The 24,275-nt window shown below is 59.9% G+C and carries 19 protein-coding genes; 11 read left to right on the top strand and 8 right to left on the bottom strand.

Going from position 1 to position 24,275, the window contains the following annotated elements; all coding sequences use genetic code 11:
- Positions 1-267 precede the first annotated feature (267 nt).
- The 3 genes from F0169_RS16660 to F0169_RS16650 are packed head-to-tail and all read left to right on the top strand — an operon-like array spanning position 268 to position 5,734.
- Positions 268-1,509: an exonuclease SbcCD subunit D C-terminal domain-containing protein gene (locus tag F0169_RS16660; protein ID WP_152747116.1), complete on the top strand. Its 1,242-nt coding sequence runs from the start codon at positions 268-270 to the stop codon at positions 1,507-1,509.
- On the top strand, positions 1,506-5,144 hold the full coding sequence (locus F0169_RS16655; protein WP_152747115.1) for an AAA family ATPase: 3,639 nt from the start codon (positions 1,506-1,508) through the stop codon (positions 5,142-5,144). Before F0169_RS16660 ends, F0169_RS16655 begins: the two co-directional genes overlap by 4 nt.
- Positions 5,141-5,734 (top strand): glutathione S-transferase N-terminal domain-containing protein, encoded by a 594-nt coding sequence (locus F0169_RS16650; RefSeq protein WP_172979462.1) that lies wholly within the window; start codon positions 5,141-5,143, stop codon positions 5,732-5,734. The genes F0169_RS16655 and F0169_RS16650 overlap by 4 nt, the downstream gene beginning before the upstream one ends.
- A gap of 32 nt (positions 5,735-5,766) precedes the next feature.
- Here the strand turns inward: F0169_RS16650 and F0169_RS16645 are convergent, their stop codons facing one another.
- The 5 genes from F0169_RS16645 to F0169_RS16625 form a co-directional block, all read right to left on the bottom strand.
- Entirely contained in the window at positions 5,767-5,946 is a 180-nt protein-coding gene (locus tag F0169_RS16645; protein ID WP_058411243.1) for a hypothetical protein, read from the bottom strand.
- Positions 5,947-6,102: 156 nt separating this feature from the next.
- The gene (locus F0169_RS16640; protein WP_152747114.1) at positions 6,103-7,278 is read right to left on the bottom strand and encodes a lactonase family protein; all 1,176 of its coding nucleotides are present in this window, start codon (positions 7,276-7,278) and stop codon (positions 6,103-6,105) included.
- Positions 7,265-7,561: a DUF5629 family protein gene (locus F0169_RS16635; RefSeq protein ID WP_099238320.1), complete on the bottom strand. Its 297-nt coding sequence runs from the start codon at positions 7,559-7,561 to the stop codon at positions 7,265-7,267. Before F0169_RS16635 ends, F0169_RS16640 begins: the two co-directional genes overlap by 14 nt.
- 117 nt (positions 7,562-7,678) lie before the next feature.
- Positions 7,679-10,054, bottom strand: coding sequence for an efflux RND transporter permease subunit (locus F0169_RS16630; RefSeq protein WP_152747113.1), 2,376 nt, complete (start codon positions 10,052-10,054; stop codon positions 7,679-7,681).
- Positions 10,032-11,117: a WD40/YVTN/BNR-like repeat-containing protein gene (locus tag F0169_RS16625; RefSeq protein ID WP_241679135.1), complete on the bottom strand. Its 1,086-nt coding sequence runs from the start codon at positions 11,115-11,117 to the stop codon at positions 10,032-10,034. Before F0169_RS16625 ends, F0169_RS16630 begins: the two co-directional genes overlap by 23 nt.
- 321 nt (positions 11,118-11,438) lie before the next feature.
- Here F0169_RS16625 and F0169_RS16620 point away from each other — a divergent pair, with 321 nt between their 5' ends.
- The 4 genes from F0169_RS16620 (at position 11,439) to F0169_RS16605 (ending at position 15,124) form a co-directional block, all read left to right on the top strand.
- Positions 11,439-12,554, top strand: coding sequence for a Gfo/Idh/MocA family protein (locus F0169_RS16620; protein WP_152747112.1), 1,116 nt, complete (start codon positions 11,439-11,441; stop codon positions 12,552-12,554).
- Between the two features lie 94 nt (positions 12,555-12,648).
- Complete coding sequence (locus F0169_RS16615; RefSeq protein ID WP_152747111.1) at positions 12,649-14,076, top strand: nucleobase:cation symporter-2 family protein; 1,428 nt, start codon at positions 12,649-12,651, stop codon at positions 14,074-14,076.
- Positions 14,077-14,088: 12 nt separating this feature from the next.
- Positions 14,089-14,550 carry an LEA/WHy family protein gene (locus F0169_RS16610; protein ID WP_058411250.1) on the top strand — a complete coding sequence of 154 codons (462 nt, stop codon included), beginning with the start codon at positions 14,089-14,091 and terminating at the stop codon, positions 14,548-14,550.
- 16 nt (positions 14,551-14,566) lie between these two features.
- On the top strand, positions 14,567-15,124 hold the full coding sequence (locus F0169_RS16605; RefSeq protein WP_152747110.1) for a GNAT family N-acetyltransferase: 558 nt from the start codon (positions 14,567-14,569) through the stop codon (positions 15,122-15,124).
- A 290-nt stretch (positions 15,125-15,414) separates the two neighbouring features.
- Here the strand turns inward: F0169_RS16605 and F0169_RS16600 are convergent, their stop codons facing one another.
- Positions 15,415-15,669, bottom strand: a complete 255-nt coding sequence (locus F0169_RS16600) for a hypothetical protein (protein ID WP_017848398.1) — start codon at positions 15,667-15,669, stop codon at positions 15,415-15,417.
- A 163-nt stretch (positions 15,670-15,832) separates the two neighbouring features.
- On the opposite strand from F0169_RS16600, the gene F0169_RS16595 reads away from it, so the two are divergent.
- Positions 15,833-16,153 (top strand): ElaB/YgaM/YqjD family protein, encoded by a 321-nt coding sequence (locus F0169_RS16595; protein WP_058411252.1) that lies wholly within the window; start codon positions 15,833-15,835, stop codon positions 16,151-16,153.
- Between the two features lie 57 nt (positions 16,154-16,210).
- On the opposite strand, the gene F0169_RS16590 is transcribed toward F0169_RS16595, so the two are convergent.
- Positions 16,211-17,248 carry an Ldh family oxidoreductase gene (locus F0169_RS16590; RefSeq protein WP_152747109.1) on the bottom strand — a complete coding sequence of 346 codons (1,038 nt, stop codon included), beginning with the start codon at positions 17,246-17,248 and terminating at the stop codon, positions 16,211-16,213.
- 170 nt (positions 17,249-17,418) lie between these two features.
- On the opposite strand from F0169_RS16590, the gene F0169_RS28190 reads away from it, so the two are divergent.
- Both F0169_RS28190 and F0169_RS28185 read left to right on the top strand, forming a co-directional pair.
- On the top strand, positions 17,419-20,727 hold the full coding sequence (locus F0169_RS28190) for a dermonecrotic toxin domain-containing protein (RefSeq protein WP_341869104.1): 3,309 nt from the start codon (positions 17,419-17,421) through the stop codon (positions 20,725-20,727).
- Between the two features lie 5 nt (positions 20,728-20,732).
- Entirely contained in the window at positions 20,733-22,562 is a 1,830-nt protein-coding gene (locus F0169_RS28185) for a hypothetical protein (protein WP_341869103.1), read from the top strand.
- Between the two features lie 19 nt (positions 22,563-22,581).
- Here F0169_RS28185 and F0169_RS16580 read toward each other — a convergent pair whose 3' ends face one another.
- Entirely contained in the window at positions 22,582-22,851 is a 270-nt protein-coding gene (locus tag F0169_RS16580) for a PepSY domain-containing protein (protein ID WP_058411255.1), read from the bottom strand.
- A 152-nt stretch (positions 22,852-23,003) separates the two neighbouring features.
- On the opposite strand from F0169_RS16580, the gene F0169_RS16575 reads away from it, so the two are divergent.
- On the top strand, positions 23,004-23,999 hold the full coding sequence (locus tag F0169_RS16575; protein ID WP_152747108.1) for a FecR family protein: 996 nt from the start codon (positions 23,004-23,006) through the stop codon (positions 23,997-23,999).
- Positions 24,000-24,275: the final 276 nt, after the last annotated feature.

Genomic DNA, 24,275 nt, shown 5'->3' with positions numbered 1-24,275 from the left:
CGGCGATGGCAGTGGTTCAGTCAATACAGTTGTCGACTGGCACACAGCCATCGGGAGCAAGCCCCTCCCACATTTGACCTGCAGTGTTAAAACCAGCACTCAATCTACCTGCACACCGCATACCCCCTGTGGGAGCGGGCTTGCTCGCGATGGCAGTGGTTCAGTCAATACAGTTGTCGACTGTTACACCGCCGCCAGGAGCAAGCCCCCTGTCACAGGTTTACAGGTAAACTACCCGTTCTTTTCATCTTCTTCACGGAGTTCGCCTTGCGTCTGTTTCACACCTCCGACTGGCACCTTGGCCAGAACCTGCATGGCCAGGAACGCGACTTCGAACACGCCTGTTTCCTCGAATGGCTGCTCGGCCAGCTAAAAGCCCAGTGCCCGGATGTATTGCTGATCGCCGGCGATATTTTCGACACGGTCAACCCGCCGCTCAAGGCCCAGGAGCGCCTGTACGATTTCATCATCAGCGCCCACGAACAAAACCCAAAACTCACGATTGTGATGATCGCCGGCAACCACGATTCCGGCTCACGCATCGAATTGCCTGCGCCGTTGATGCGCCACCTGCGCACCCATGCGCTGGGCCGGGTGCTGTGGCTGGATGACGGCCAACTGGATGCCGAACGCTTGCTGATCCCGCTGCCCGACGCCAAAGGCAAGGTCGCTGCGTGGTGCCTGGCGCTGCCGTTCTTGCGCCCGGCAGAAGTCACTGGCGCGCACTTGGGCGATGATTACCTGCGCGGCATTGGCCAAGTGCACGAATGGCTGATCGCCGCTGCGAATGCCAAACGCAAAAAAGGCCAGGCGTTGATTGCCATCAGCCACGCGCACATGGCCGGTGGTTCGGTGTCGGAAGATTCCGAGCGCAGCCTGATCATCGGCAATGCCGAGGCGCTGCCGGCCAAGCTGTTCGATGCGAGTATCGGCTATGTCGCCCTTGGCCATTTGCACAAGCCGCAACGGGTGAATGGCGAGGAACGCATTCGCTACAGTGGCTCGCCGATTCCGCTGTCGTTTTCCGAAATCGGCTACAAGCACCAGATTCTCGATGTGACGTTCGAGGGCGAAAAACTGCTCAGCGTCGAGCCGCGCCTGATCCCGCGCTCGGTCAACCTGCAACGCCTTGAGGCCGCACCGCTGGCGGATATTCTTAAACAACTGGGCGACTTGCCCGACATCGACTTGCTCGCCGACACCCAGCGCCAGCCGTGGCTGGAAGTGCGCGTGCGCCTTGATGAGCCGCAGCCAGATTTGCGCCAGCAAATCGAAACCGCCCTGCAAGGCAAAGCCGTGCGCCTGGTGCGCATCGCCGCCGAATATGCCGGCAAACGCGGCAACGAAGCCACCGACGAAGAGCGCCTGATCGAACTCGACCAGCTCACGCCGCAGGAGCTGTTCAGCCGCGCCTGGCAGGACAGCTACGGCAGTGAAGTGGATGAACAGACCTTGAAGGATTTCGCCGTGCTGCTCCAGGAAGTGCAACAGGGAGCTGAACAGCCATGAAAATTCTCGCCATCCGCCTGAAAAACCTCGCCTCGCTGGCGGGGCCGTTTGACATCGACTTTACCGCCGAACCCTTGGCCAGCGCCGGGTTGTTCGCGATTACCGGGCCGACCGGCGCGGGTAAAAGTACCCTGCTCGATGCGCTGTGCCTGGCGCTGTTTGGCGCCGTGCCGCGCCTGGGTGATACCGGCCAGGCGAAAATGCCGGATGCCGACAGTGATATTTCTATCGGCGACCCACGCACCCTGATACGGCGCGGCACGGGCGGCGGTTATGCCGAGGTCGATTTTGTCGGTGTCAGCGGCCGCCGCTACCGTGCGCGCTGGGAAGCCAACCGCGCACGCGACAAGGCCAGCGGCAAGTTACAGAACAGCCGGCAAAGCCTGATCGACCTCGACAGCGACCAACTGCTGGCCAGCCAGAAAACCGAATACAAAACCCAGTTGGAATTGGCGCTGGGCTTGAATTTCGAGCAGTTCACGCGTGCGGTGTTGCTGGCGCAAAGCGAGTTCAGCGCGTTCCTCAAGGCCAACGACAATGAGCGCAGCGAGTTGCTCGAAAAGCTCACTGACACCGCGCTTTACACCCAGCTTGGGCGCCGCGCCTTCGACAAGGCCAAAGACGCCAAAGACGCGCACAAACACCTGCAAGACCAGGCCACCGGCGTGGTGCCGTTGGCGCCCGAAGCGCGTGCCGAACTTGATCAACAACTGGCCGATGCACAACAACAGCTCAAGACCCAGCAGGCCCAGCTCAAGCAGTTGGAGCTTCAGCACACCTGGCTCAAGGAACTGCGCGAATGGCAGGAACGCCAGCAGAACGCGGTTGAGCAGCTGCAACAGGCCCAACAGCATTGGCACGGCCAGGGCGCGCAACGCCAGGACTTGAGCCTTCTGGAGCAACTGGCGCCGCAACGCCATCAGTTTGCACGGCAGGCTGAACTCGGCACGTTGCTGACGCCGCTCGCCGCGCACATTCAGCAACACATCGAGCAGCAAACCGCCCTGCATGCCCGTCAGGAACAGGCGCAACAACAGCAAGCCGCCGTCCAGGCGGCACTCGCCGACGCGCTGAAAAACCAGGCCGACGCCCTGCCATTGCTGCGTCAAGCGTTTGAAGAACAAAGCACCCTCGCCCACCTGACCAAAGACTTGGCCAAACGCAGCGACGACCAACAGCAGCAGCACACCGCTTGCAGCGAAGGCCAGGTGTTACTGCAAGGCTTGCAGGAAAAACACCGCCAGGTCGCCGAGCGCCTGCAACGCCTGGCCGCCGAGCTGGAGCGCAGCGCCGCGCTTGCGCCGCTGAGTGACGCCTGGAGCGCCTACCGCGACCGCCTGCAACAGCTGATGCTGATCGGCAACCGCTTGAACAAGGGCCAGGCTGAGCTGCCGCAGCTTGAGCAGCGCGCGACCACCGCCGCCGAGAAATTCGCCCAGCAACGCGATGCGTTGGACCTGTTGTATCAGGAAGCCGGTGCCGAACCGCACGCTGTCGCCGAGCAGATCCAGTTACTCGCCAGCCTGTTGCAAGAGAATCGCAAGCAACAGCGCGCTTTCGAAGACTTGACGCGCCTGTGGGACAGCCAGCAGCAACTTGATCAACAGGCCGCCAGCCTCACGCAAAAACTTGCTGAAGCGCAGCAGCAACGCGACCAACTGAACCAGACCGGCCTGCAAACCAAAGCCGAACTCAGCGTGGCCGAACATACCCTGACAGTGACCCGGCAATTGCTCGAACGCCAGCGCCTGGCCCGCAGCGCCAGCGTCGAGGAATTGCGCGAACAGTTGCAGGATGAGCAGCCATGCCCGGTGTGCGGCAGCCATGAGCATCCGTATCACCAGCCCGAAGCCTTGCTGCAAAGCCTCGGTCGCCATGACGAGAACGAAGCGGCCAGCGCGCAGAAAGCCGTGGACACGCTCAAGGAAAAACTCACCGAGCTGCGCGGCGAAGTGGGTGGGCTGATTGCCCAGCAAAAGGAATTTTTGCAGCAGCAAGAGCAATTGGCGACGCAGCAACAAGGCCTGACACCGAGCCTGGAGGCACACCCACTGTCGGCCTCGCTGTTCAATCAGGACGCCGCCAAGCGCAGCGCCTGGCTGGCTCAGCAACTGGCCCAACTGACGCAAAGCATCACTGCGGACGAACAACGCCAGGGCGCCCTGCTCAACCTGCAACAAAATGCCGGGCGTTTGCAGCAACAACTGCAAGCCGCGCAGGACGCCAGCCAAAAAGCCCGGCAATTGCTGGTGGACCAACAGCGCGAGCTGTCCAACGACCGCGAGCGGCTGGACGAGGAACTCACTGCGTTTGCCAGCCTGTTGCCCGCTGAAACCCTGGAAGGTTTACGCCGCGAACCGGCGGCAACCTTTATGCAGTTGGACCAGCAGGTGAGCCAGCGCCTGGAACAACTGGGCCATCAGCGCGATGAAGTGGCCGAACAGCAAGAGCGCCAGCAGGCCATCGAGAAACAACAAACCCACCAGCAACATCGCCAGCAGCAGTTGGACGCGCTGCAGCAACAGGTCAGCGAGTTGGCCACGCAACAGCAGGCCGCCCAGGAAAAACTCAGCGCCCTGTTGGGTGATCACGCGAGTGCCGAGCAGTGGCAACAGCAACTCGAAAGCGCGGTGCTGCAGTCACGCCAAAGCGAGGCCGACGCCAACCAACAGTTGCAAGACCTGCGCAACACCCTGACCCAATTGGCCGCCGATCTAAAGGCGCAGCAAGAGCGTCAACACGCACTGGCGGCCGAGCAGCACAGCCTCGACGCGCGCCTGGCTGAGTGGCGCGCGCAGCACGGCGAACTTGATGACGACGGGCTGACGCGCTTGTTGGCCTTTAGCGACAGCGGCGTCAGCCAATTGCGCCAACAGTTGCAGCACAGCGAAAAAGCCGTTGAACAAGCCAAGGTGTTGCTGCAAGAACGCGAGCAACGCCTGGCCGAGCATCAGGCGTTGCACAACGGCAACCTGGAAGCCGAAGCGCTCGACAGCACACTGGCCGCACTCAACCAGCAACTCACCGAAGGCGAGAAACACTGCGCCGAATTGCGCGCGCGCCAGGCCGAAGACCAACGCCGCCAGGACGCCAACCATGCGCTGGCCGAGCAGATCAGCAAAGCGTACGAAGAATGGCAGCGCTGGGCACGCCTGAATGCGCTGATCGGCTCGGCCACCGGCGACACCTTCCGCAAGATCGCCCAGGCCTACAACCTCGACCTGCTGGTACACCACGCCAACGTGCAATTGCGCCAACTGGTGCGTCGCTACCGCCTTAAACGTGGCGGCAGCATGCTCGGGTTGTTGGTGATGGACACGGAAATGGGCGATGAATTGCGCTCGGTGCACTCGTTGTCAGGTGGCGAAACGTTTCTGGTTTCGCTGGCACTCGCCTTGGGCCTGGCGTCGATGGCGTCGAGCACGCTGAAGATCGAGTCGCTGTTTATCGATGAGGGCTTTGGCAGCCTCGACCCCGAATCGCTGCAACTGGCGATGGACGCGCTGGATGGTTTGCAGGCGCAGGGCCGCAAAGTCGCGGTGATCTCCCACGTGCAGGAAATGCACGAACGCATCCCGGTGCAGATCCAGGTTAAACGCCAGGGCAACGGGTTGAGTACTGTGGAGGTCAAGTGAGCGAAGCGCTGCTGTATTCGTTCCGGCGCTGCCCCTACGCGATGCGAGCGCGGCTGGCGTTGCGCTACAGCGGCGTGCCGGTGCGCATCATTGAAGTGAGCCTCAAGGCCAAGCCGGCCGACATGCTCGCGCTGTCGCCCAAAGGCACGGTGCCGGTGTTGAGCATGGGCGGCCGGGTGATTGATGAGAGTTTGCAGATCATGCAATGGGCCTTGGCGCGGCACGACCCTGAGGATTGGTGGCTGCAAGGCGACCCGACGGTGCTGGCGCTGATTGCCGAGAATGACCAGTCGTTCAAACATCATTTGGATCGATACAAGTACGCCGAGCGCTACCCCGAACAGCCGATGGAAGATTATCGGGCCGAGGGCGAGGTGTTTTTGCAAAAGCTGGAGGGGTTATTGGCCGGACGGGAGTATTTGCTGGCCGAGCATATGACCCTGGCTGATGCGGCACTGGCGCCGTTTGTGCGGCAGTTCGCGCATGTTGATCGGGCGTGGTTTGCAGCCACGCCGTATCACCGTCTGCAAGCGTGGCTACAGCGCTTTCTGGAGTCGCCGCTGTTCATCGCCATCATGGCAAAGCCCTGAGATCCACAGTTGAACGGTCGACCCGCTCAAGCTCAGTGTTGGGTTTTGTGGTCGAGGGCGGCGTAGAAATTCGCGCTTTGTTGCAGGTATTTCTGGGTGTAGGCGCTGGTGCTGGATTTTTTACCGACAACGTCAACGCTGGCGGCGGCCGGCAAGGCCACGGTGGCAGACACTGCGGAAGCGGCGATGATCGAGAAGAGATTGAAGTTCATGGCGGTGACCCTTGTGTTCGTTGGGTTGGATGGCCGGGGAAGGCCTTGGAACCCAACTTACGCCCGAGGGCTGCACCTTAGAAATACATTGAAACATTAGCTGCTATTAATAGAATTAATACAACGAGTCAGGCCCCGCAATGCGGGGCCTGTGGCTTATTGACGGAGCAAAAACTTGAGGTCGCTAGGCGCATCGATCGGCAATTTCTGCACGGTTTTACCCAGCAGGCCGGTGTTCGGGTCACGTTCGATCACCACAATTTCGTTGCTCTTCTGGTTGGCGATCAGCAAAAACTTGCCGCTCGGGTCCAGGCTGAACTCGCGTGGGTGGTCGCCTTCTACGGTACGGCGCTGCAGTTCCGTGAGGTGCGCGGTGGCCGGGTCGATGCTGAACACCAGCATCTGGTTGGCGGTGCCACGGTTGCTCACGTAGAGGAATTTACCGTCGCTTGAAGCGTGCAACGCGGCGCCAGCCTTGTCGGACACGGGTTGCCCGGCAGCAAAGTCGACCATTTGGGTTTGCGTCAGCTTGCCGTCGTAGTAATCGAATACCGCGACCTGCGCGCTCATCTCGGTGGTCAGCCAGGCGTGCTTGCCGTCAGCGCTGAACAGCAAGTGACGCGGGCCGCTGCCACCCGGCAACTGCACCGACGCTGGGTCGGCCGGGGTGAGTGGCTGCTCGTGATTGGCGTTGGGGTTGTAACGGTAGGCGAACAGCTTGTCTGCGCCCAGGTCTTGCACAAATACATACTTGCCGTCCGGCGACGACACCACCGAATGCACATGGTTGGAGGCCTGGCGTTCCGGGTTCACGCGGCTGGCCGGGTGCGCGCTCATTTGCACCGGCGCCGACAATTTGCCCGTGGCGTCGACCGGCAGAATCGCCAGGCTGCCACCCGGGTCTTCGAGTACCGAATAGTTGGCAACGAACAGGTAACGCCCGTCAGCGGCGAGGCTGGAGTGCGTCGGCTCGTTGCCCAGGCTTTGCACCTGGTTAATCAGGGTCAGTTGATGACTGTTCGGGCTGATGCTGTAACTGCTGATACGCCCAACCGGGTCGTGCTGGCCGGGGCCGTTTTCGTTGACCACAAACAGGTGTTTCTGGTCTTTGGAGAGCGTCAGCCAGGACGGGTTTTCAGCCTTGGCGGCGAGTACCGGTTTACCGTTGAATTGGCCGGTGCGGCTGTCGAATTGCAGGCGGTAGATGCCTTCGCTGGTGCCGGCGGTGTAGCTGCCCACTAACAGCTCGAAGGTCTGTGCCGGTGCAGCTTGCACCGACATCGCACCCACACTGCCCGCCATCAGCAGGGGCCAGAATTTACGCATCATCATCTGCTTCTTCCTCATCATTATTATTGCCGGTGACGCCGTTCATGCACACCAGGCGATGCTCGCCCGAGTCACCCGTCAGGGTCCAGCTTTGCAAAGTTTGATCAAAGATCGCCGCGCGAACCTGCTCCAGGCTGAAACTCCAGCGTTTCTCGGCGCGACCGTCCATGCAAATGATCAGCAGTGTGTGTTCATCCAGGCTGAAATCGAAGGTGTGCAGCCCGTCGATTTCGACCATCTGGCAGTCTTTAAAAGCGTCGAGCAAGGTAGCAGTGTCGGCAGTCATAACCATCAATCATCAAGAGGAAAGACCGCATGATAGGGCAAATTGTTGCATCGACCTAAGGCCGCGCCATGCAAAACGCCGTGGCACAGGCCACAGCGTTTCGGCAACCAAGCTGGATCAGTGGGCAAACAGCGAATTGCCCTTCTGCCCCGCCAGCTTCTCGGGCTTGATCAAGAACCGCGCCAGCGCCGGCAGCAGCCACAGCGCGCCGAACATGTTCCACAGCAGCATAAAGGTCAGCATCAAACCCATGTCGGCCTGGAACTTGATGGCCGAGAAGATCCACGTGCACACGCCAATGGCCAGGCACAAACCCGTGAACAGTACGGCTTTACCGGTGGACTTGAGCGTCTGGTAGTACGCCTCTTGCAGCGGCAAACCGGCGCGCAGGAAGCTTTCCAGTCGGCTGTAGATATAGATGCCGTAGTCCACGCCAATGCCCACACCCAGCGCCACCACCGGCAAGGTCGCCACCTTGACGCCAATGCCCATGAACGCCATCAGCGCGTTGCCCAGCACCGAGGTCAACACCAGCGGCAACACGATGCACAGGGTCGCCGCCCAGGAACGGAAGGTGATCATGCACATTGTCGCCACACACAGGTACACCAGAATCAGAATGGTCAGCTCCGACTCTTTGATCACCTCGTTGGTGGCCGCTTCGATCCCGGCATTACCGGCGGCGAGGATGAATTCCAGGCCGTCCTTGTTGTTGTCTTTGGCGAAGTCCTGCACCGCATGCACCGCACGGTCGAGGGTTTCGGCCTTGTGGTCGTTGAGGAACACCAGCACCGGCGCCAGCGAGCAATTGTTGTTGTACAGGCCATCGGCACGCGCGATGGAGTTGTTCAAAACGTCGGGGTTGCGCGACAGGGTTTCCCATTTCAGGTTGCCCTCGTTCATGCCCTTGATCATCTGCTTGGACACCGTCACCAGCGAGATCGCCGACTGTACGCCCTCGGTGTTCTGCATCTTCCACATCAACTGGTCGATGGGCGCCATCGCTTCATAACGCGAGCAGCCTTCGGCCTTGGTTTTGACCATCACCACCAGCACGTCGGAGCTGGTGGAATAGTTGCTGATGATGAAGTTGTTGTCTTTGTTGTAGCGCGAGTCCGGGCGCAGCTCCGGCGCGCCTTGGTCAAGGTCGCCGATTTTGAGGTGCTGGCTGTACCAGAGGCCACCGCCGAAGGCGACCAGCGCCAGCACGATGGAGACAGGCGCGACTTTGCGGCTGGCAAAGTTCGACAGCAGGCGCCAGAACGCGTGTTCACGGTTTGCGTCTTTTTTGCTCCTGGCGATGGCACGCTGGCTGATGCCGACATACGAAATCGCCACCGGCAGCAAGATCAGGTTGGTAAACACGATGACCGCCACGCCGATGGACGCGCCGATGGCCAGCTCGCGGATCACGCCGATGTCGATGATCAGCAGGGTGATAAACCCGACGGCGTCAGCCAGAATCGCGATCATGCCCGGCAGGAACAGTTGCCGGAAGGTACGCCGCGCGGCGGTCAGTGCGTTGTCGGCCTCGCTGGATTGCAGGGCGATACCGTTGATCTTCTGCACGCCGTGGGAAATACCAATGGCGAAAATCAGGAACGGCACCAGCATCGAATAGGGGTCGAGCCCGAAGCCGAAGAAGTGCATCAAGCCGAGTTGCCAGACCACCGCCACCAGCGTCGTGCTCAACACCGCGATGGTGCTGCGCAGGCAGTTGGTGAACCACAGCAACAGCACCAGCGTGATGACGAAGGCTACGCCGAAGAACAGCACCACCATCACCAGACCGTCGATCAGGTCGCCGACCTTCTTGGCAAAGCCGACGATGTGGATCTTGACGTTGGGGTTCTGCGCTTCGAACTTGTCGCGGATCTTGTCTTCGAGTTCATGCGAAAACTTGCGATAGTCCAGGGCCAGCAATTTGCCCTGATCCTGCGGGTCGGGGTAAGACTCCAACAGCGGAATGTCGACGATGCTCGATTTGAAGTCGTTCGCCACCAGGCGCCCGACCTGGCCGGACTTGAGCACGTTGTTGCGCAGTTGGTCGAGGCTTTGCGGCGAGCCGTTGTAGCTTTGCGGGATCACTTCACCGCCGGCGAACCCTTCTTCGGTGACTTCGGTCCAGCGCACGCTGGGGCTCCACAGCGACTTGAGCCCCGAACGGTCGACGCCGGAAATGTAGAACACCTCGTCGTTGATCTGGCGCAGGGTCTCCATGTACGCCTGGCTGAAGATGTCACCGTCCTTGGCCTCCACCGAAATGCGTACTGTGTTGCCGAGGTTCGCCAGGTCGTTACGGTGCTCCATCATCTTTTCGATGAAGGGGTGCTTGAGCGGGATCATTTTTTCAAAGCTGGTGGACGGGCGAATCAGGGTCGCCTGCCAGAACAGAAAAACGCTCACCAGCAGGCAGATGACGATGACGGCCGGGCGGTTGTTGAAGATCAGGCGCTCAAGAAAGGTCGCTTTATCGTTGTGATGACTGCTCATGCTTGCTCCGCCTTCTTATTGTTTTGTCGGTTCGGCGCCGTCGCATGGCGACACGAACACCGCCCTGCCCGACCAGAATCAAGTTGCCATTGCCTGCCGCCGTCACGGCCGAAAGCGAAATACGGTCGGGGCGATTGAACACGCTGAAGGTTTGGCCATCGTCGTGGCTGACCACCACGCTGCCGCCGTTACCGACCACGACAATCGAACCGTCATCGAGCAAGGTCGCCCCCGACAAACCGAACTCCAGGGCGCCGCGCGTCGCGGTCAGTTCAACCTGCTCCCAAGTGCTGCCGAAATCCGTGGAGCGGTAAAGGTTGCCGCGCAAGCCATAGGCCAACAGGGTCTGCGGTTGCGCGGTGCTGATCACGCCGAACAGCGAGCCCTCGTACGGCCCTTCGAGTTTTTCCCAGGTCTGGCCGTCGTCGTTGGAGCGGAACATGCTGCCCTGCTCACCGACGATAAACAGGCCGGCGTCTTTGATCCGGGCGATGGCGTTGAGGTGGAACTGGTCTTCGTTGTCGAGGCGGTCGCTGACGTCCGCCCAGGTTTTGCCGCCGTCGGTGGTTTCGATCAGCGCACCGTAGGCGCCTACCGCCAAGCCATGGCTGGCGTCGTTGAACCAGATGTCGAGCAACGGCGCTTCGCGTTTGAGGTCTTGGTATTGCTGGGTCCAGGTGGCGCCGCCGTCGGCGCTTGCGAGAATTTGTGCATCGTGACCAACGGCCCAGCCTTGTTTGGCGTCGACGAAAAACACCGCCGTGAGCAGTTGCCGGGTCGGCACTTTGGCTTGGATCCAGGTGCCGCCCTGATCATCGGAATAGAGGATGTGCCCGCGATCACCGACCGCCACCAGGCGAGAGCCTGCGTGGACCACATCGATCATCAGGCCCTTGGCGGCCTTGGGCGATTCAATCGCAAAGGCCGGCGCTGCGCCGGTATCGCCGGCTGCCAGCACGGGTGTCGACAACACCCCCAGCAGCGAGAGCGCTGTGGCCAGCATCGCAACCCTGCGTGCGGCGCGCGGGCGGCAAACAACCCAACCCATGACAGGCTCACTCATAGACCTTTCTCCCGATTTATTATTGTTAGGTCGTCTTGCCTTTCTGGGCTCTGAAACCTGCAATCTAGAGCGCCTGGAGCAAGCAGGGGCCATCCTATCGGGGTTTCGAATCGTCTGACAATCGGCGCTACGTTATCTTTTGTTAACTGGCGGCTTTTGCCGATGGCCTGAATAGGGTGACATTACTGCGCTTGATGATCGCTCCCTTACTCTGCGCGGGAACGATCATCGATAATGAATTTTTATTCCATATCTTGAATTATGTGAATTTTTATTCCATTAATAGCCCTCCTGAAAACAATAATTCAAAGGACCACGGCTATGCGGGAACTCGGAATCGGCCTGATCGGCACAGGCTTCATGGGGCGCGCCCACGCCCTGGCGTTCAACAATGCCCGCGCGGTATTCGACCTGCCGGTGCAATTGAAACTGGCGGCATTGGCCGATGCCGACACCGAGCGTGCGCAACGCTGTGCCAAGGCGTGGGGCTTTGCCCAGGCCCATGGCGACTGGCAGGCGCTGATCAACGACCCCAAGGTCGACGTGGTGGCCATCACCACACCCAACCACTTGCACTACCCCATGGCGATGGCGGCGATTGCGGCAGGCAAGGCAGTGTATTGCGAGAAACCGCTGGCCGTGAGCCTGGAGCAGGCCGACGCCATGCGCCGCGCCGCCAGTGCGGCGGGTGTGGTGACGCGGGTCGGCTACAACTATCAGCACAACCCGATGATCAGCCTGGCGCGGCAAATGATTGCGAATGGCGAGCTGGGCGAGATCATCAGTTTCCAGGGTGAGTTCAGCGAAGACTTCATGGCCGACCCGGCGTCGCCGTGGTCGTGGCGCTGCGAAGTGGAACATGCCGGGGGCGCTCTGGCGGATTTGGGCAGCCACCTGCTGTCGATGGCGCGCTACTTGGTGGGCGAGGTGCACAGCGTGTGCGCCGACACTCAGACCGTTCACGCCCAACGCCCGGCCACGACGGGCAGCCAAACAACCCGCGCGATTGCCGTGGATGATCAGGTGCATGCGCTACTGCGATTCACCAATGGCGCGCGCGGTACGGTGAGCAGCAGTTGGCTCAAGCATGGCTACAAGAACCACCTGAGTTTTGAGATCAGCGGCACTAAAGGCACGCTGGCGTTCGATCAGGAGCGCCTGAACGAACTGCGGGTATGCCGCGTTGGCCAGGACGGCTTCCAGCGTGTGTTGGCAGGCCCCGCCCTGCCCGGCTATGCCGCCTTCAGCCCGGCGGCCGGGCACCAACTGGGTTACAACGAGCTGAAGACCCTGGAAGTCCACGAGTTGATCATGGCGCTCGCGGGGCAAGGCGCGCAGGGCACCGACTTTGAGGGCGCTTGGGCGGTCGAGCAACTCGCAACCGCGATTCGCCTGGCCGCGCGTGAAGCGCGTTGGGTCACGGTTAGCGAGGTGTAACGGGGCGCAGCGCCGCCGTGAGCGTTGAGCACCCCTGTCGACAGCCAGCACTTTCTGGCATCCTGCGCGCCCCTTTCCCTACCGGGCCTGTATTTTGTCTGACGCTCAAACCCCTCGCCCCCGCTATACATCCGACCTGATCTACGGCCTGGAAGACCGCCCGCACTTCACTGCGGCGATTTTTGCGGCTCTGCAACACGTGCTCGCCAGCTTCGTCGGCATCATCACGCCCACCTTGATCGTGGGCGGTGTGCTCGGCCTGGAAAGCGAAGTGCCGTACCTGGTGAGCATGGCGCTGTTTGTGTCGGGCCTCGGCACGTTTGTGCAGGCGCGCACCTTCGGCCCGGTTGGTTCGGGGCTACTGTGCCTGCAGGGCACCAGCTTTTCGTTTATCAGCGTGATCCTCAGCGCCGGCTTTATGGTCAAGGCGCGTGGCGGTGGCACTGATGAAATCCTTTCGACGATCTTCGGCGTGTGCTTTTTTGCAGCGTTTGTCGAGGTGCTGCTCAGCCAGTTCATCGGCAAGCTGCGCAAGCTGATCACCCCGGTGGTCACCGGTACGATTATCACCTTGATGGGCTTGTCGCTGATCAAAGTGGCGGTCACCGACATGGCCGGCGGCTTTGGTGCCAGCGACTTGGGCGCGGCGAGCAATATGGGGCTGGCGGCACTGGTGTTGCTGACCATCGTAGTACTCAACCGCTTCAGCAGTCCGTTCCTGCGCCTGGGTTCGATCGTGATCGGCTTGAGCGTGGGTTTTGCCGTGGCCTGGTGGATGGGCCGCGTCGACATGGCGGCGCTGCCTCACGTGCCGTTGATCAGCGTGCCGGTGCCGTTCAAATACGGTTTCTCGTTTGACTGGGTGGCGTTTATCCCGGTGGCGGTGATCTTTCTGGTTTCGCCGTTGGAGGCCGCCGGTGACTTGACCGCCAACTCGATGATTTCGCAACAGCCGGTTAAAGGCCCGCTGTATATCAAGCGCATCAAGTCGGGCTTGCTCGCCGACGGCCTCAATTCAGTGATGGCGGCGACCTTCAACAGCCTGCCGATGGTGACCTTCGCCCAGAACAATGGCGTGATCCAGTTGACCGGCGTGGCCAGCCGTTACGTGGCGTATTTTATCGCCGGTCTGCTGGTGCTGCTGGGGCTGTTCCCGATGATCGGCGCGGTGCTGCAACTGATGCCCAAGCCAGTGCTCGGCGGTGCCACCCTGATCATGTTCGGCACCGTGGCGGTGGCGGGCATCAAGATCCTCGCCGAAGCCGGGCTGCACCGTCGCAACGTGCTGATCGTTGCGATCTCGCTGGGCATGGGCCTCGGCGTGGCCGCCGTGCCGGAGGTGCTGCGCGACCTGCCCAAGGCGCTGCATAACATCTTTGAATCGCCGATAACCGTGGGTGCGTTCTGTGCAATCCTGTTGAACATTTTCCTGCCGGAGGAGTTCATAGCGCTGCAGGAAGATGAATTTGATCCGGAGTCTTCGACCCTTAAGGTCATGCAGGACCCGGACGTCACGCACTAGGAGCACCTTTTTATGCGCAAGCTCATGGTTCTATCGTTATTGCTGCTGACCTTGAGCGCCTGCGCGCTGTTCCCCAACCGCGACCCGGTGAACATTACCGTGGTGGGCATCGAGCCGCTGCAAAGCCAGGACATGGAAGTGCGTTTCGCCGTGAAGTTGCGGGTGCAAAACCCCAATGAAACGGCAATCGACTACAGCGGCCTGGCATTGGACCTGGACGTCAATGGGCGACCGCTGGCGTCGGGGGTGAGTGATCAAACAGGTTCTATCCCAAGGTTTTCCGAGACTGTGCTGACGGTGCCAGTGAGTGTTTCGGCGTTTTCGGTGTTGCGTCAGACGCTGGGCATTAGCCAGACGCAAAGCTTGAATAACCTGCCGTATGTGCTGCGCGGCAAGCTGGCGGGTGGACTGTTCGGCACGATGCGCTTTGTCGAGCGTGGCACGCTTGATCTGCCAAACACGGCCACTTGGTGACCAAGGAGAGTACAACTTGGATGTGCTGCCCACCCTTTACACACCTCGTCTGATTTTGCGCCCGCTGGTGTTGGATGACGCCGACGCTATCCAGCAACAGTTTGCGCATTGGAAGGTGGTGCGTTATCTCAACGTTCAGGTGCCATGGCCCTACCCGGCTGACGGCGCACGCACTTATCTTGAGCACAGCGCCTTGCCGGCTATGGATCGAGGCGAAGAATGGCATTGGTCGATTCGCCTCAACAGCGCGCCTGAGCAATTGATCGGCAGTGTTAGCCTGATAGACCAGCCGGACAACAATCGTGGCTTCTGGCTAGGCCCGCAGTGGCAAGGCCACGGGTTGATGACCGAAGCCAGCGCAGCGGTGACTGAATACTGGTTTGAGGTGCTTAAGCGCCCGTTGATGCGCGTGCCCAAGGCCGCGCCTAACTTGGGGTCGCGGCGAATTTCCGAGCGCGCGGGGATGCGGCTGATCAGGACCGATGAAGACCGGTTTGTCGAAGGCATCTTGCCGCGGGAGATTTGGGAGATGACTCGTGAGGAGTGGTTGCGCTTTAGACCCTTCGAGCGCTGAAGAGGGCTTGCTGGCGATGCAGGCGTACCGGTACATCAGGCATGCTCACTCCCTAATATCTGCGTTCGGCCATCGTGGTTTAACGGGGCGCTTTCAGATCAAAATCACGATCAAAAGCCAGATCAACATCACAAGCTGAACTCGGTCAACTGTGGGAGCGGGCTTGCTCGCGATTGCGGTGTATCAGTTGAAAAATATTTATATGACACACCGTAATCGCGAGCAAGCCCGCTCCCACAGAAAGCAAATCTGCTGTGTATGTAAAACCCGCTGACGCGCAGTGGCGTGCTTTATTTAGCCGCGGCCATCAGCTTGTTGACTTCGCTGCGCACCATGTTGGAGAACTCCGGCGGTGACATTCCGTCAAGTTCGGCACGCACCCATTCAGCCCACTTGCCCTTGCGCTTGGCACGCTCGCCGAACAAGCGCGCGGCTTCGCCCTTGGCCTTGCCCAGGTTGCTTTGCCACAGGTCATAAAGGCGCGACTTTTCATCTTCCAGCTCGGCACGTTCGGCGAGGGTCTTGTTGGCCAGATTGAAGCTCATGTTGAATTACCTGCTGCACAAATAGGTGACATCTTACACTGTAGGTCGAAATTTCCTGATTCGGATTTCACGCAGTACCGCGCCTGAGCAAAAAAACTGCAACTTTTGACGCTGACCGATACTCCATTGTTCACTGTCACATTCACTCGCAAGGAGTCACACAATGGCCCGCAAAACTGCCGCCCAAGCTGTCGAAGAGCAAATCAAGGATCAAGCGTTCAGTGAGCTGACGGCATTGATCGAAGAATCGGACAAGCTGCTCAAAAGCAGCGCTTCGCTGGTAGGCGAAGAAGGCGAAACCTTGCGCGAGCAGGTCGCCATCAAGCTCAAGCAAGCCCTGGAGTCGGTGTCCAGCGTGCGTGAGCGCAGCAAGCCAGTGGTCGACGCCACCGAAACCTATATCGGTGGCCACCCGTGGCAGACCGTGGCCATCTCCGCAGGCTTTGGCCTGGTGGTCGGCCTGTTGCTGGGTCGCCGCAACTAAGCCGTCGCAAATGAGCCGCCCCTGAGCCATTGGACCGCGCCCCGCGCGCGGTCCAATTCAACTGTTGGCCAGTGCCTGCAACTGTTGAAGATCTTTCGCGTCAACCTCGATGCCTGCTTGCAGCGACTTAGCCCGCGTGCGATGCCGCCGATCCCCCGGTAACCTTCTCAACCCCGCCGCATGCATCTGCCGCACCAGTTCCTGGCTGCGCTCGGCAAAGTTTTGCCCGGCCGTTTTGCTCGGGTCAATCACAATGATTAACTGGCCAGTCCACGGCGTGCGCGCGCCCGGATGGTCGGCCCAATTGAACTCAAACGAGAAGTTGCCACCGGTCAGTGCCGCAGCCAGCAACTCGACCATCATCGACAGCGCCGAGCCCTTGTGCCCGCCAAATGGCAACAGTGCACCGCCTTCAAGAATCGCTTTGGGGTCTTGGGTCGGCTGGCCGAGGCTATCGACCCCCATGCCGGGCGGCAGCCTCTCACCCTTGCGCGCGGCGATCTGCACGTCGCCATGTGCGATGGCGCTGGTGGCCAAGTCAAACACAATCGGCGGCCCGTCTGCGCGGGGTGCGGCAAACGCGATGGGGTTGGTGCCGAACAGCGGGCGATCGGCGCCATGCGGCACCACGCAGGTCATGCTGTTGACCACACTCAGCGCCACCAACCCTTCTTCGGCGAAGGGTTCGACATCCGGCCACAGCGCGGCAAAATGATGCGAATTGTGAATCGCCAACAGCGCGATGCCGGCACTGCGCGCCTTTTCCACCAGCAGTGAGCGTGCGGCTGCCAGCGCCGGTTGAGCGAAACCATTGCAAGCGTCTACGCGTACGAAACCGCTCGCCACGTCAGTAACCTTCGGCGTGACCTTGCCGTCGACCCAGCCGCTGGCCAGGGTGCTGAGGTAGCCAGGGATTCGGAAGATACCGTGGCTGTGCGCACCATCGCGTTCGGCGCTGGCACAGTTATGCGCCAGGATCGCAGCCACGTCCGGCGAGGTGCCGTGCGCGACGAAAACCCGTTGAAGCAATTGCACAAGCTGGTTGAAGCCGATTGACGTTGAAACCGCGTTGACTGTCGGAGACTGCGCAGACATTTGAAGCTCCGTTTTTATGATTGGCAGGGGCAACGAATGAACCTTCAGACCGTTGATTAAACACCACGCAACGCACCTGCTGTCAACGTGTGCCGGGGCTGATTATTTACCGCCGCCAGCACGTGACGCGTACTTACCCTGTGGTTCCCTATGCACGATGGAAACACACCATGCTACGCGCCACCCCGCCGTATTTTTTTGACGAATTCGTGCTGCCCCTCAGCCGCAAAACCCCGAGCGAGCGAGAACGCGCGCTGGGGCTCACCGTCAAAGATCTTGATTGGCTGCATAACCTGTACTACGCCAGTGACGCAGCCCGCCAGAATACCCAACTGCTGGGGTATCCGATGCGTGTCGAAAGGCTGCTGATCAACGTCGTGGGGCAGCCGCCCATCCCACTCGCCGGCGCCTTTTTGATCAGCCCGACCCCGGACGCTGGCAAAGCGCTTTTTTACACACCCTACGGCGGTATTCAGGTCAGTGACAGTCGTGCCTTGCTGCTGGTGGAGGTCACCGAGCAATTGGCGGATGCGGTGCAGCGCTTAGACCTGCTGAGGTTCTTGTCGATTGCCCAGCGCAACACGTTATCCCTTGGCACACCACTAACGTTGACCACCACGGTCGTCGAAGGCGCCGTTATGGAAGACCAGAAGCAGACGCTCCAGGCCTGCCAGCAAGCCAATGTGCAGGCCATGCTTGAGCACCTGCAAAAGACTCCCACGCTGCCCGGCATGCTCGATACGCTGCTCGGCATCATGGCGCGCGCGGACTTCCCAGGCCTGGACCAACGCGATACGCGGGTGAACTGTTTTATACAAAGTGGCGGATACGGCCGTCGACGCTGGGTCGATTCACTGCCATTAAGCGAAGCGCTCTTACAGTTCCATGTGACACATGCCTGGCCCAAGCAACACACTCGCGAGTATACAAACCCCAAGCATGTCACCACTGCCTTCACCCAGCCCCAGTTGAAACACGACCACCAGCGATGGGAAACGCTGGTCGAAAGAAGCTCCGAGATTCTGTCAAAGCTGCTGGACAGTCTGCTGCAGACTTACTGGAACGAGGACACAGAGCACGGGACCTCACGCCTGGAGCTTTTCGCGCAAGTCATGGCTGACAAGTTTCGCGTCGATGTGTTGCTCAAGCGCCAAGACCAAATCATCAGCGCCGACGAAAGCCATATGCTCCAGGCAATGTTCATTAGCGACCAGCCTGCTCGCAGCGCCTACGCCAAAAACCTGAGCGTGGAAAAAGTACGTATCCACGCGCCCTATGAGCACTACGTGGAGCTGGCCAGCACGCTGATGATCAGCGAGAGCCGCGCTTACCTTTACACGCAATCGCGTGGGCTACAGGTGCTCAAAGACCTGGATGATCTGAAAGATACTTTATTGAGCATGCTCAAAGCTGCGGGCCACGAAGATGAGCTACTCAACTTCCTGTCCCTGGATGAGCGCAACATTTTTATTGGCCTGAACCAAGTGAACATTGCTGCGCGACCTGTCACGGGCAGCGTTTTTACCGGCATTGTCGAAGACATAGCGCGCAAGCAAATCAACAACATGAACCATGCGTTGGCGCTTTATCGGCGCAGCGATGGCCAGGTCGAGCTGGAACCCCTGCTCGATTGCGCGCTGGATATACGCACAATGCTCGACGATCGCCTGGCGTTGCTGGCGACAGCCGGGCGTTGGACTGTCCACCCCGTGACCAGCGGCAACGGTCGCCCTTCCACGGTAAAGGCCGAGCGCGCCAAGTTGCTGCTTCAGCACCTGCAGGCGGCCGAGGATGCGCTGGCGCTCGAACGCGAAAAGCATCCGACATTGCGCAGCATGGTCGCCCTCGCACTGAACGCGCAGTTGCTAATAAAGCAACAGGACCTTAATGCGAGTGAGGTGTATATCAACACCTACGCCACGGCTGCCCAAGAGCGCGAAGCGCGCCTGCCGGTGTCATCCATCAGCATGGTTGAACACTTCATCGAGCGCCTGAGCCTTGAAGCCACTGCAGTGCCCGACTCATCCCGAACCTGGTTTTACGGTCCGCGTAGCCAGGGCGAAGCCCTGCAGTTGCACAGCATGACGCTGAAAACCTTCAACGCGATTATCGATCAAGTACTGCTGGTGTTCGCCAAACACTCGATGCGCGAACTTACGCGCTTGTTCCTTGGCAACACACGCGAAAAACATATCCACGCGATGCTCCTTGGGTTGCGCAGCGAGGCGCAACTGCGGCTACTGGGTAAAACCATGATGGCGCGCAGCCAGGACGTTATTGATGCTGTACTCAGGCCCGACAGCCTTGTGCGCTTGACCCGGCACGGTATCAACGGGTTTCTTCCGGACGCCTACGCATTGACACTGGGCACTGGCACGGCCGATACACCTCAGCGCCTTGCCAACCTGTTTGTACTGACTGAGCGCGGCGGAGTAGACCCGCTGCGCTCAGGCCAGGTGGTGCTCTGGACGCCTGGGCGCGGTCACGAGGTGTTTAGCTCGATCCACACCTTGCGCGAGGAGATAGAACAGCGTCTGCAACACCCGATCAAGCGCTTGAGCCTGCTCGAAAACCTGCCGATCGCCCTGCCCGTGCCGCATCAGGTTTATCGATGGGGCGCCCTGCAACGCATTGACGATGACGTACTTAAAAATCGCCTGAGCACCTACAACGACTCTGTGATGGGCGGCGTTGATCAGTTGCTTTCCATGGGGTTGGGCGCACGCGCCCTGCAAGACCGCCTGGACAGCATGATAGAACAGCCCGCGCCGACTAACCTGCCCAGGGCCATGGCGGTGGCCAAGAGCATGATCAATCAGCAGGCCTTGCCGGTATGGTTGGGAATGGCGCCCGCCCAGGACCAGATCCATCAGGCGGAACTTCTTGAGCAATACCACAACAATGCGCCCGAGGAAGAAGATTACCTGCAGGGCATCACGCCCATCCGCGCGCATACGTTCACAGCATTGCTGGCGCTGCTGGATGCACGCTTTCCCGGCCTGGCCCTCAACCCCGATCACATTTTGATCCCCGTTCACCAAGCCCTCGACATCCACGACTACAGCCTGACCGACTTTGCCTTGCGGCACTGGCCCAACCTGGACGCCGAAAACATCCGCCCCCGCTCACGTAGCGCCAGGCCGCTGCCGGACACTCTGAATGCAAGTGCGGTGATTCAAATGGTCCGGCAGTTGGACCTGAAAGCGGCCTACCAGAAGCTGTTGTACAACCAGCTCAACGCCCGAACCGATGAAGGCCGCCAACGCCGACGCCTGTTTTGCCGACAATTGCCCTGGCAAACGTTGCAGTTCGCCCACGAGTTAGCGCTGCAAGAACAACTGTCCGCGCAGGCACTGAGTTGGGTCCAGCAGGTTTTCGACATGCCTGACGCCGTGGCCCGCGCCGCAATGGACGGCGCAACGGCAGTGATTCGCCCGCTGGAATTGATTGCGACCGCAGGCGCACACCCGTCAAGGTAGTGGGCATGTATTTAATAGGGGCTGAAATTGCGCCCTCGGCGCCTTTGGTGCTGTACGCGCCTTACAGCGAAAACCATGTACTCAAGGAGTATGCGGACGAGCAAGCGCTGCTGGATGAAATAGACCGCCCGGGCGAACTTCAGGATTGGCTGATCAGCCATTTGGAAAACCCACAACAGGCGGTGTATCGGAACTTGCTGCAAAGCAACCATTATCGCCGCTCCGAGATTGAGCTCGCCGCGTCTACGCTACGCGGTAACCTGCTTTACCAGTTGTTCGATGACACCCGGCAAATCCTGCTCAAGATGCTGACCTGCCAATTCGAAAACGGCGCCAAGCTGCTGTGGGACAGAGTGATCAGTCTATTGGGCGAGGGTATTCCCACGGCCGTGCAGTTCATGGCCGGCAAACTCGCGTATCCGCTGGTGGTGTGGCGAAGCTATAAGCTGTTCAAGCGCTCAGCTGAAGCGCTGCAGTTACACCAATGGAGGGCTGCCCTGAGGGATTTTATCCTGGGCGTGGCTGAAATGGCCTTCCTGCGCAGTGAGCTTGAGGGGACTGCGAGCCCGCCACCCACAGAAACAGTGCTGTCGCAAGCCGACTTGTCAGACGAAACGCTGCCCACAGCGACAAGCCTGGCCACGCTTAATATCACCGCGTCTTCACGCACTCGGCTACAGCCGTTCGAGGCTCACGATATCGCGCTGAAAGACCTTGAACAGCGTACGCCGGTCTCTGTGTATGAGGACAAGGCGACCTCGAAATACTATGTACCGTTGGCAGGCAAGGTGTACTCAGTCGAGAAAGCCGCACAACATTGGCGCCTGGCCAACGACGAACACACAGGGCCGTGTGTGGGCTGTAACCCACACGGCAAATGGGTGTTGGACCTTAACCTGCACAACCCGCGTTTCGGCAAAGTGCTGTCACGCATCAAGACGCGAACCGGCGAACGCGAGGCGATTAACATCCAGGCCACGGGCATCCAGGCAATCGCTGCCCTGTCCAGTTGGAAAGCTCAGGTCATCACGGAAGCCTTGAACGTCGCTACTTATTACACCGTCAACTGCAAACGCAACATCGCTCACTTTTCAACGTTGCGCGATCCCAACAGCCGCTTGGGCATTTTTTTAGGCGAAATGTTTGGCGTGATCAGCCTGACCGCTGATCAGCTCAGCAGAATCGAACGGATCGTCGATGGAATACTTGACGCGTTAAGCGACCCCACGTTGACCGGCCCGAACTCCAACCGTTTTGTCAGTGGCACCAGCCGGCTGAATACGCAATTGAGCTACGCCTTCACGCTGCCCGATGACAGGGGCAAAACGCTGTACTTGCTGGATCGGTTCTTTGATCCATCCCTGGATGAGTATCAGAATCGCTTGAACTCACCCTTCGACGTCTCCGCGCATGCGAGAGCTGCGGTGCTCATACATGAATTGACGCATTTAAAGTTCAACACCGAAGACATCGCCTACCTTGACAGCATGCGACCTTTCTCTGACCTGGTTAACACCACCAGGCCCGGCGCTTTGGCGCTCAAAACAGACATGGACGACCTGAGCACGACGGCGCTGTCCACGCTCACACCGGCGACGATGCTGTTCAAGACGTGGAACACTGTTTCTGCGGCATGGGAAGACTACGGGCTCGCCACTTCCACCCAAGGGATTGGCCGCTCGGTGCTGCACGCCACCGGCGCCCTGGACCTTGACGATGCTCGAAAGATTTTCATGAGCAACCCCGACAAACGCATTGACACCATCTTGAGCAATGCCGACTCGGTGACGTTCCTGATTACTCACTTGGGCCGTCAATTGGATTCGGGGGCCTGAACAGCCCCCGGAGCCGCGGTCAGTCTTTCTGGTCACGCAGGACGTTGCCGGAGGCGCCGTCGATACGTGCTTCATAGACGGTGCCATCGGACTTGCGGCCTTTGACTTCCCAATAGCCATCGTTGTCTGCTTCGGCCGCGTAGACCTCGATGTACCCAGCCTTGGTCTTGGCGACTTCGATGGCCTTCTCGATGGTGATCCAGCCAGCGCCAGGCTTATCGGCCAGGGCTGCGCCGGCACTCAGCAGAGCAGTGGTTGCACACAGGGCAGCTAAGGTCTTCTTCAGCATGTTCGTTCTCCATTGTGGGAATGACGGACGCGTGTCCTCGATTTTCTGAGGCTTTCAAACGAGAATAAGTTCCAATTGATGGGCAATCGCCATGATGGCTGTTCTCGCCGTCCGTCTCGGGAGGTTAGAATGAGCGAAATCAGGATGAGCCAATGAGCGATAAGCCCCTTTCAGAAGCCGAATATGACGCCATCACCGACGCCGCCGCGCATTGGTGCATGCGCCTGCATGCGAGCGATTGCACGGCAGGCGAGCGTCAGGCGTTTGCGCAGTGGCACGATGCGCATCCGCTGCACGCTTTTGAATACGCGGCCATGCTCGAAGTCTGGGACGTGGCCGACCACCTGCCGCGCAGGGCGCCTGTAACGCCGGTGGTGCAGCTGACGCCGCGCAGGCGGGTGCATCGTTATGCGGTGGCGGCCGCGATTTGCCTCGCCGCGTTGCCACTCGCCGCCTTTACCGGCTGGCAAGCCGGCTGGCTGCCCAGTTCGTATGAGCACTTTGAAGCCAATGATGGCCTGCGCAAGGTCACCCTCAGCGATGGCAGCCAAGTCGAATTGAACCTGGGCACTGAGCTTGTCTACCGCCATTACAAAGACCAGCGCCGGGTCACGCTGAACAAGGGCGAAGCGTTTTTCAAGGTCACCCATGACAGCAATCATCCGTTTATCGTGCGGGCGGGCGAAGGGCAGGTTCGGGTCACGGGTACACAGTTCAACGTCTGGAAGTACGAAGATCAGGTGCGGGTGATGTTGCTTGAAGGCTCGGTGCAGGTCTCAAGTGACACGCTGCACGCCAGTGTGCCGCTCAGCCCTGGCATGCAAGCCAGTTATCACCCGGGTGATGCAGCGCCACACGTCGCTGCGATCAACCCCAATGACGCAGCCCTTGCGTGGCGTCAGGGCAAGCTGGTGCTCGACAACCTGGCCCTGGCCGATGCGTTGCCGCTGATCAACCGCTACCTGAGCAAACCGGTGCTGCTGGCAGACGCGAGTACCGGGACGATTCGCATCGGCGGCATCTACAACATCAATGAGGTCAACAACCTCATCCCCTCCCTGCCCAAGGTTTTGCCGGTCTACCTGACCCAGAACCAGGACGGCAACCCCGTACTCAATTCCATCCCGCGTAAAGCACCCAAAGGCTGACCGAGCTGTTTGCCGCCTCCGTTTCAGGAGGCCGGGGACAGTTCGGCCGCCATTTTGCACCGCAGTGTCCACTTCTGTTACACCGCGCCGCCCTGTATCGCCCGTGCCGCACAGGGCCATGGGTTTCTGCGGTTGAGTGTTACAGCGCTGATACAGCTGAACCCAATCTGCGCAGCATTGTCCGCGCTGACGGCCAGCAGTTTGACCAGGCGGGTGAGTGTCTCGCTGACGTTACAACAGTGCCACTACTTTGCCTTCCATTAACTTCAAACTATT

Source organism: Pseudomonas kitaguniensis, from assembly GCF_009296165.1.
Classification (GTDB): Bacteria; Pseudomonadota; Gammaproteobacteria; order Pseudomonadales; family Pseudomonadaceae; genus Aquipseudomonas; species Aquipseudomonas kitaguniensis.
The sequence above is the reverse complement of the archived record's forward strand: the minus strand, read 5'-3'. Positions and strand labels throughout refer to the sequence as shown.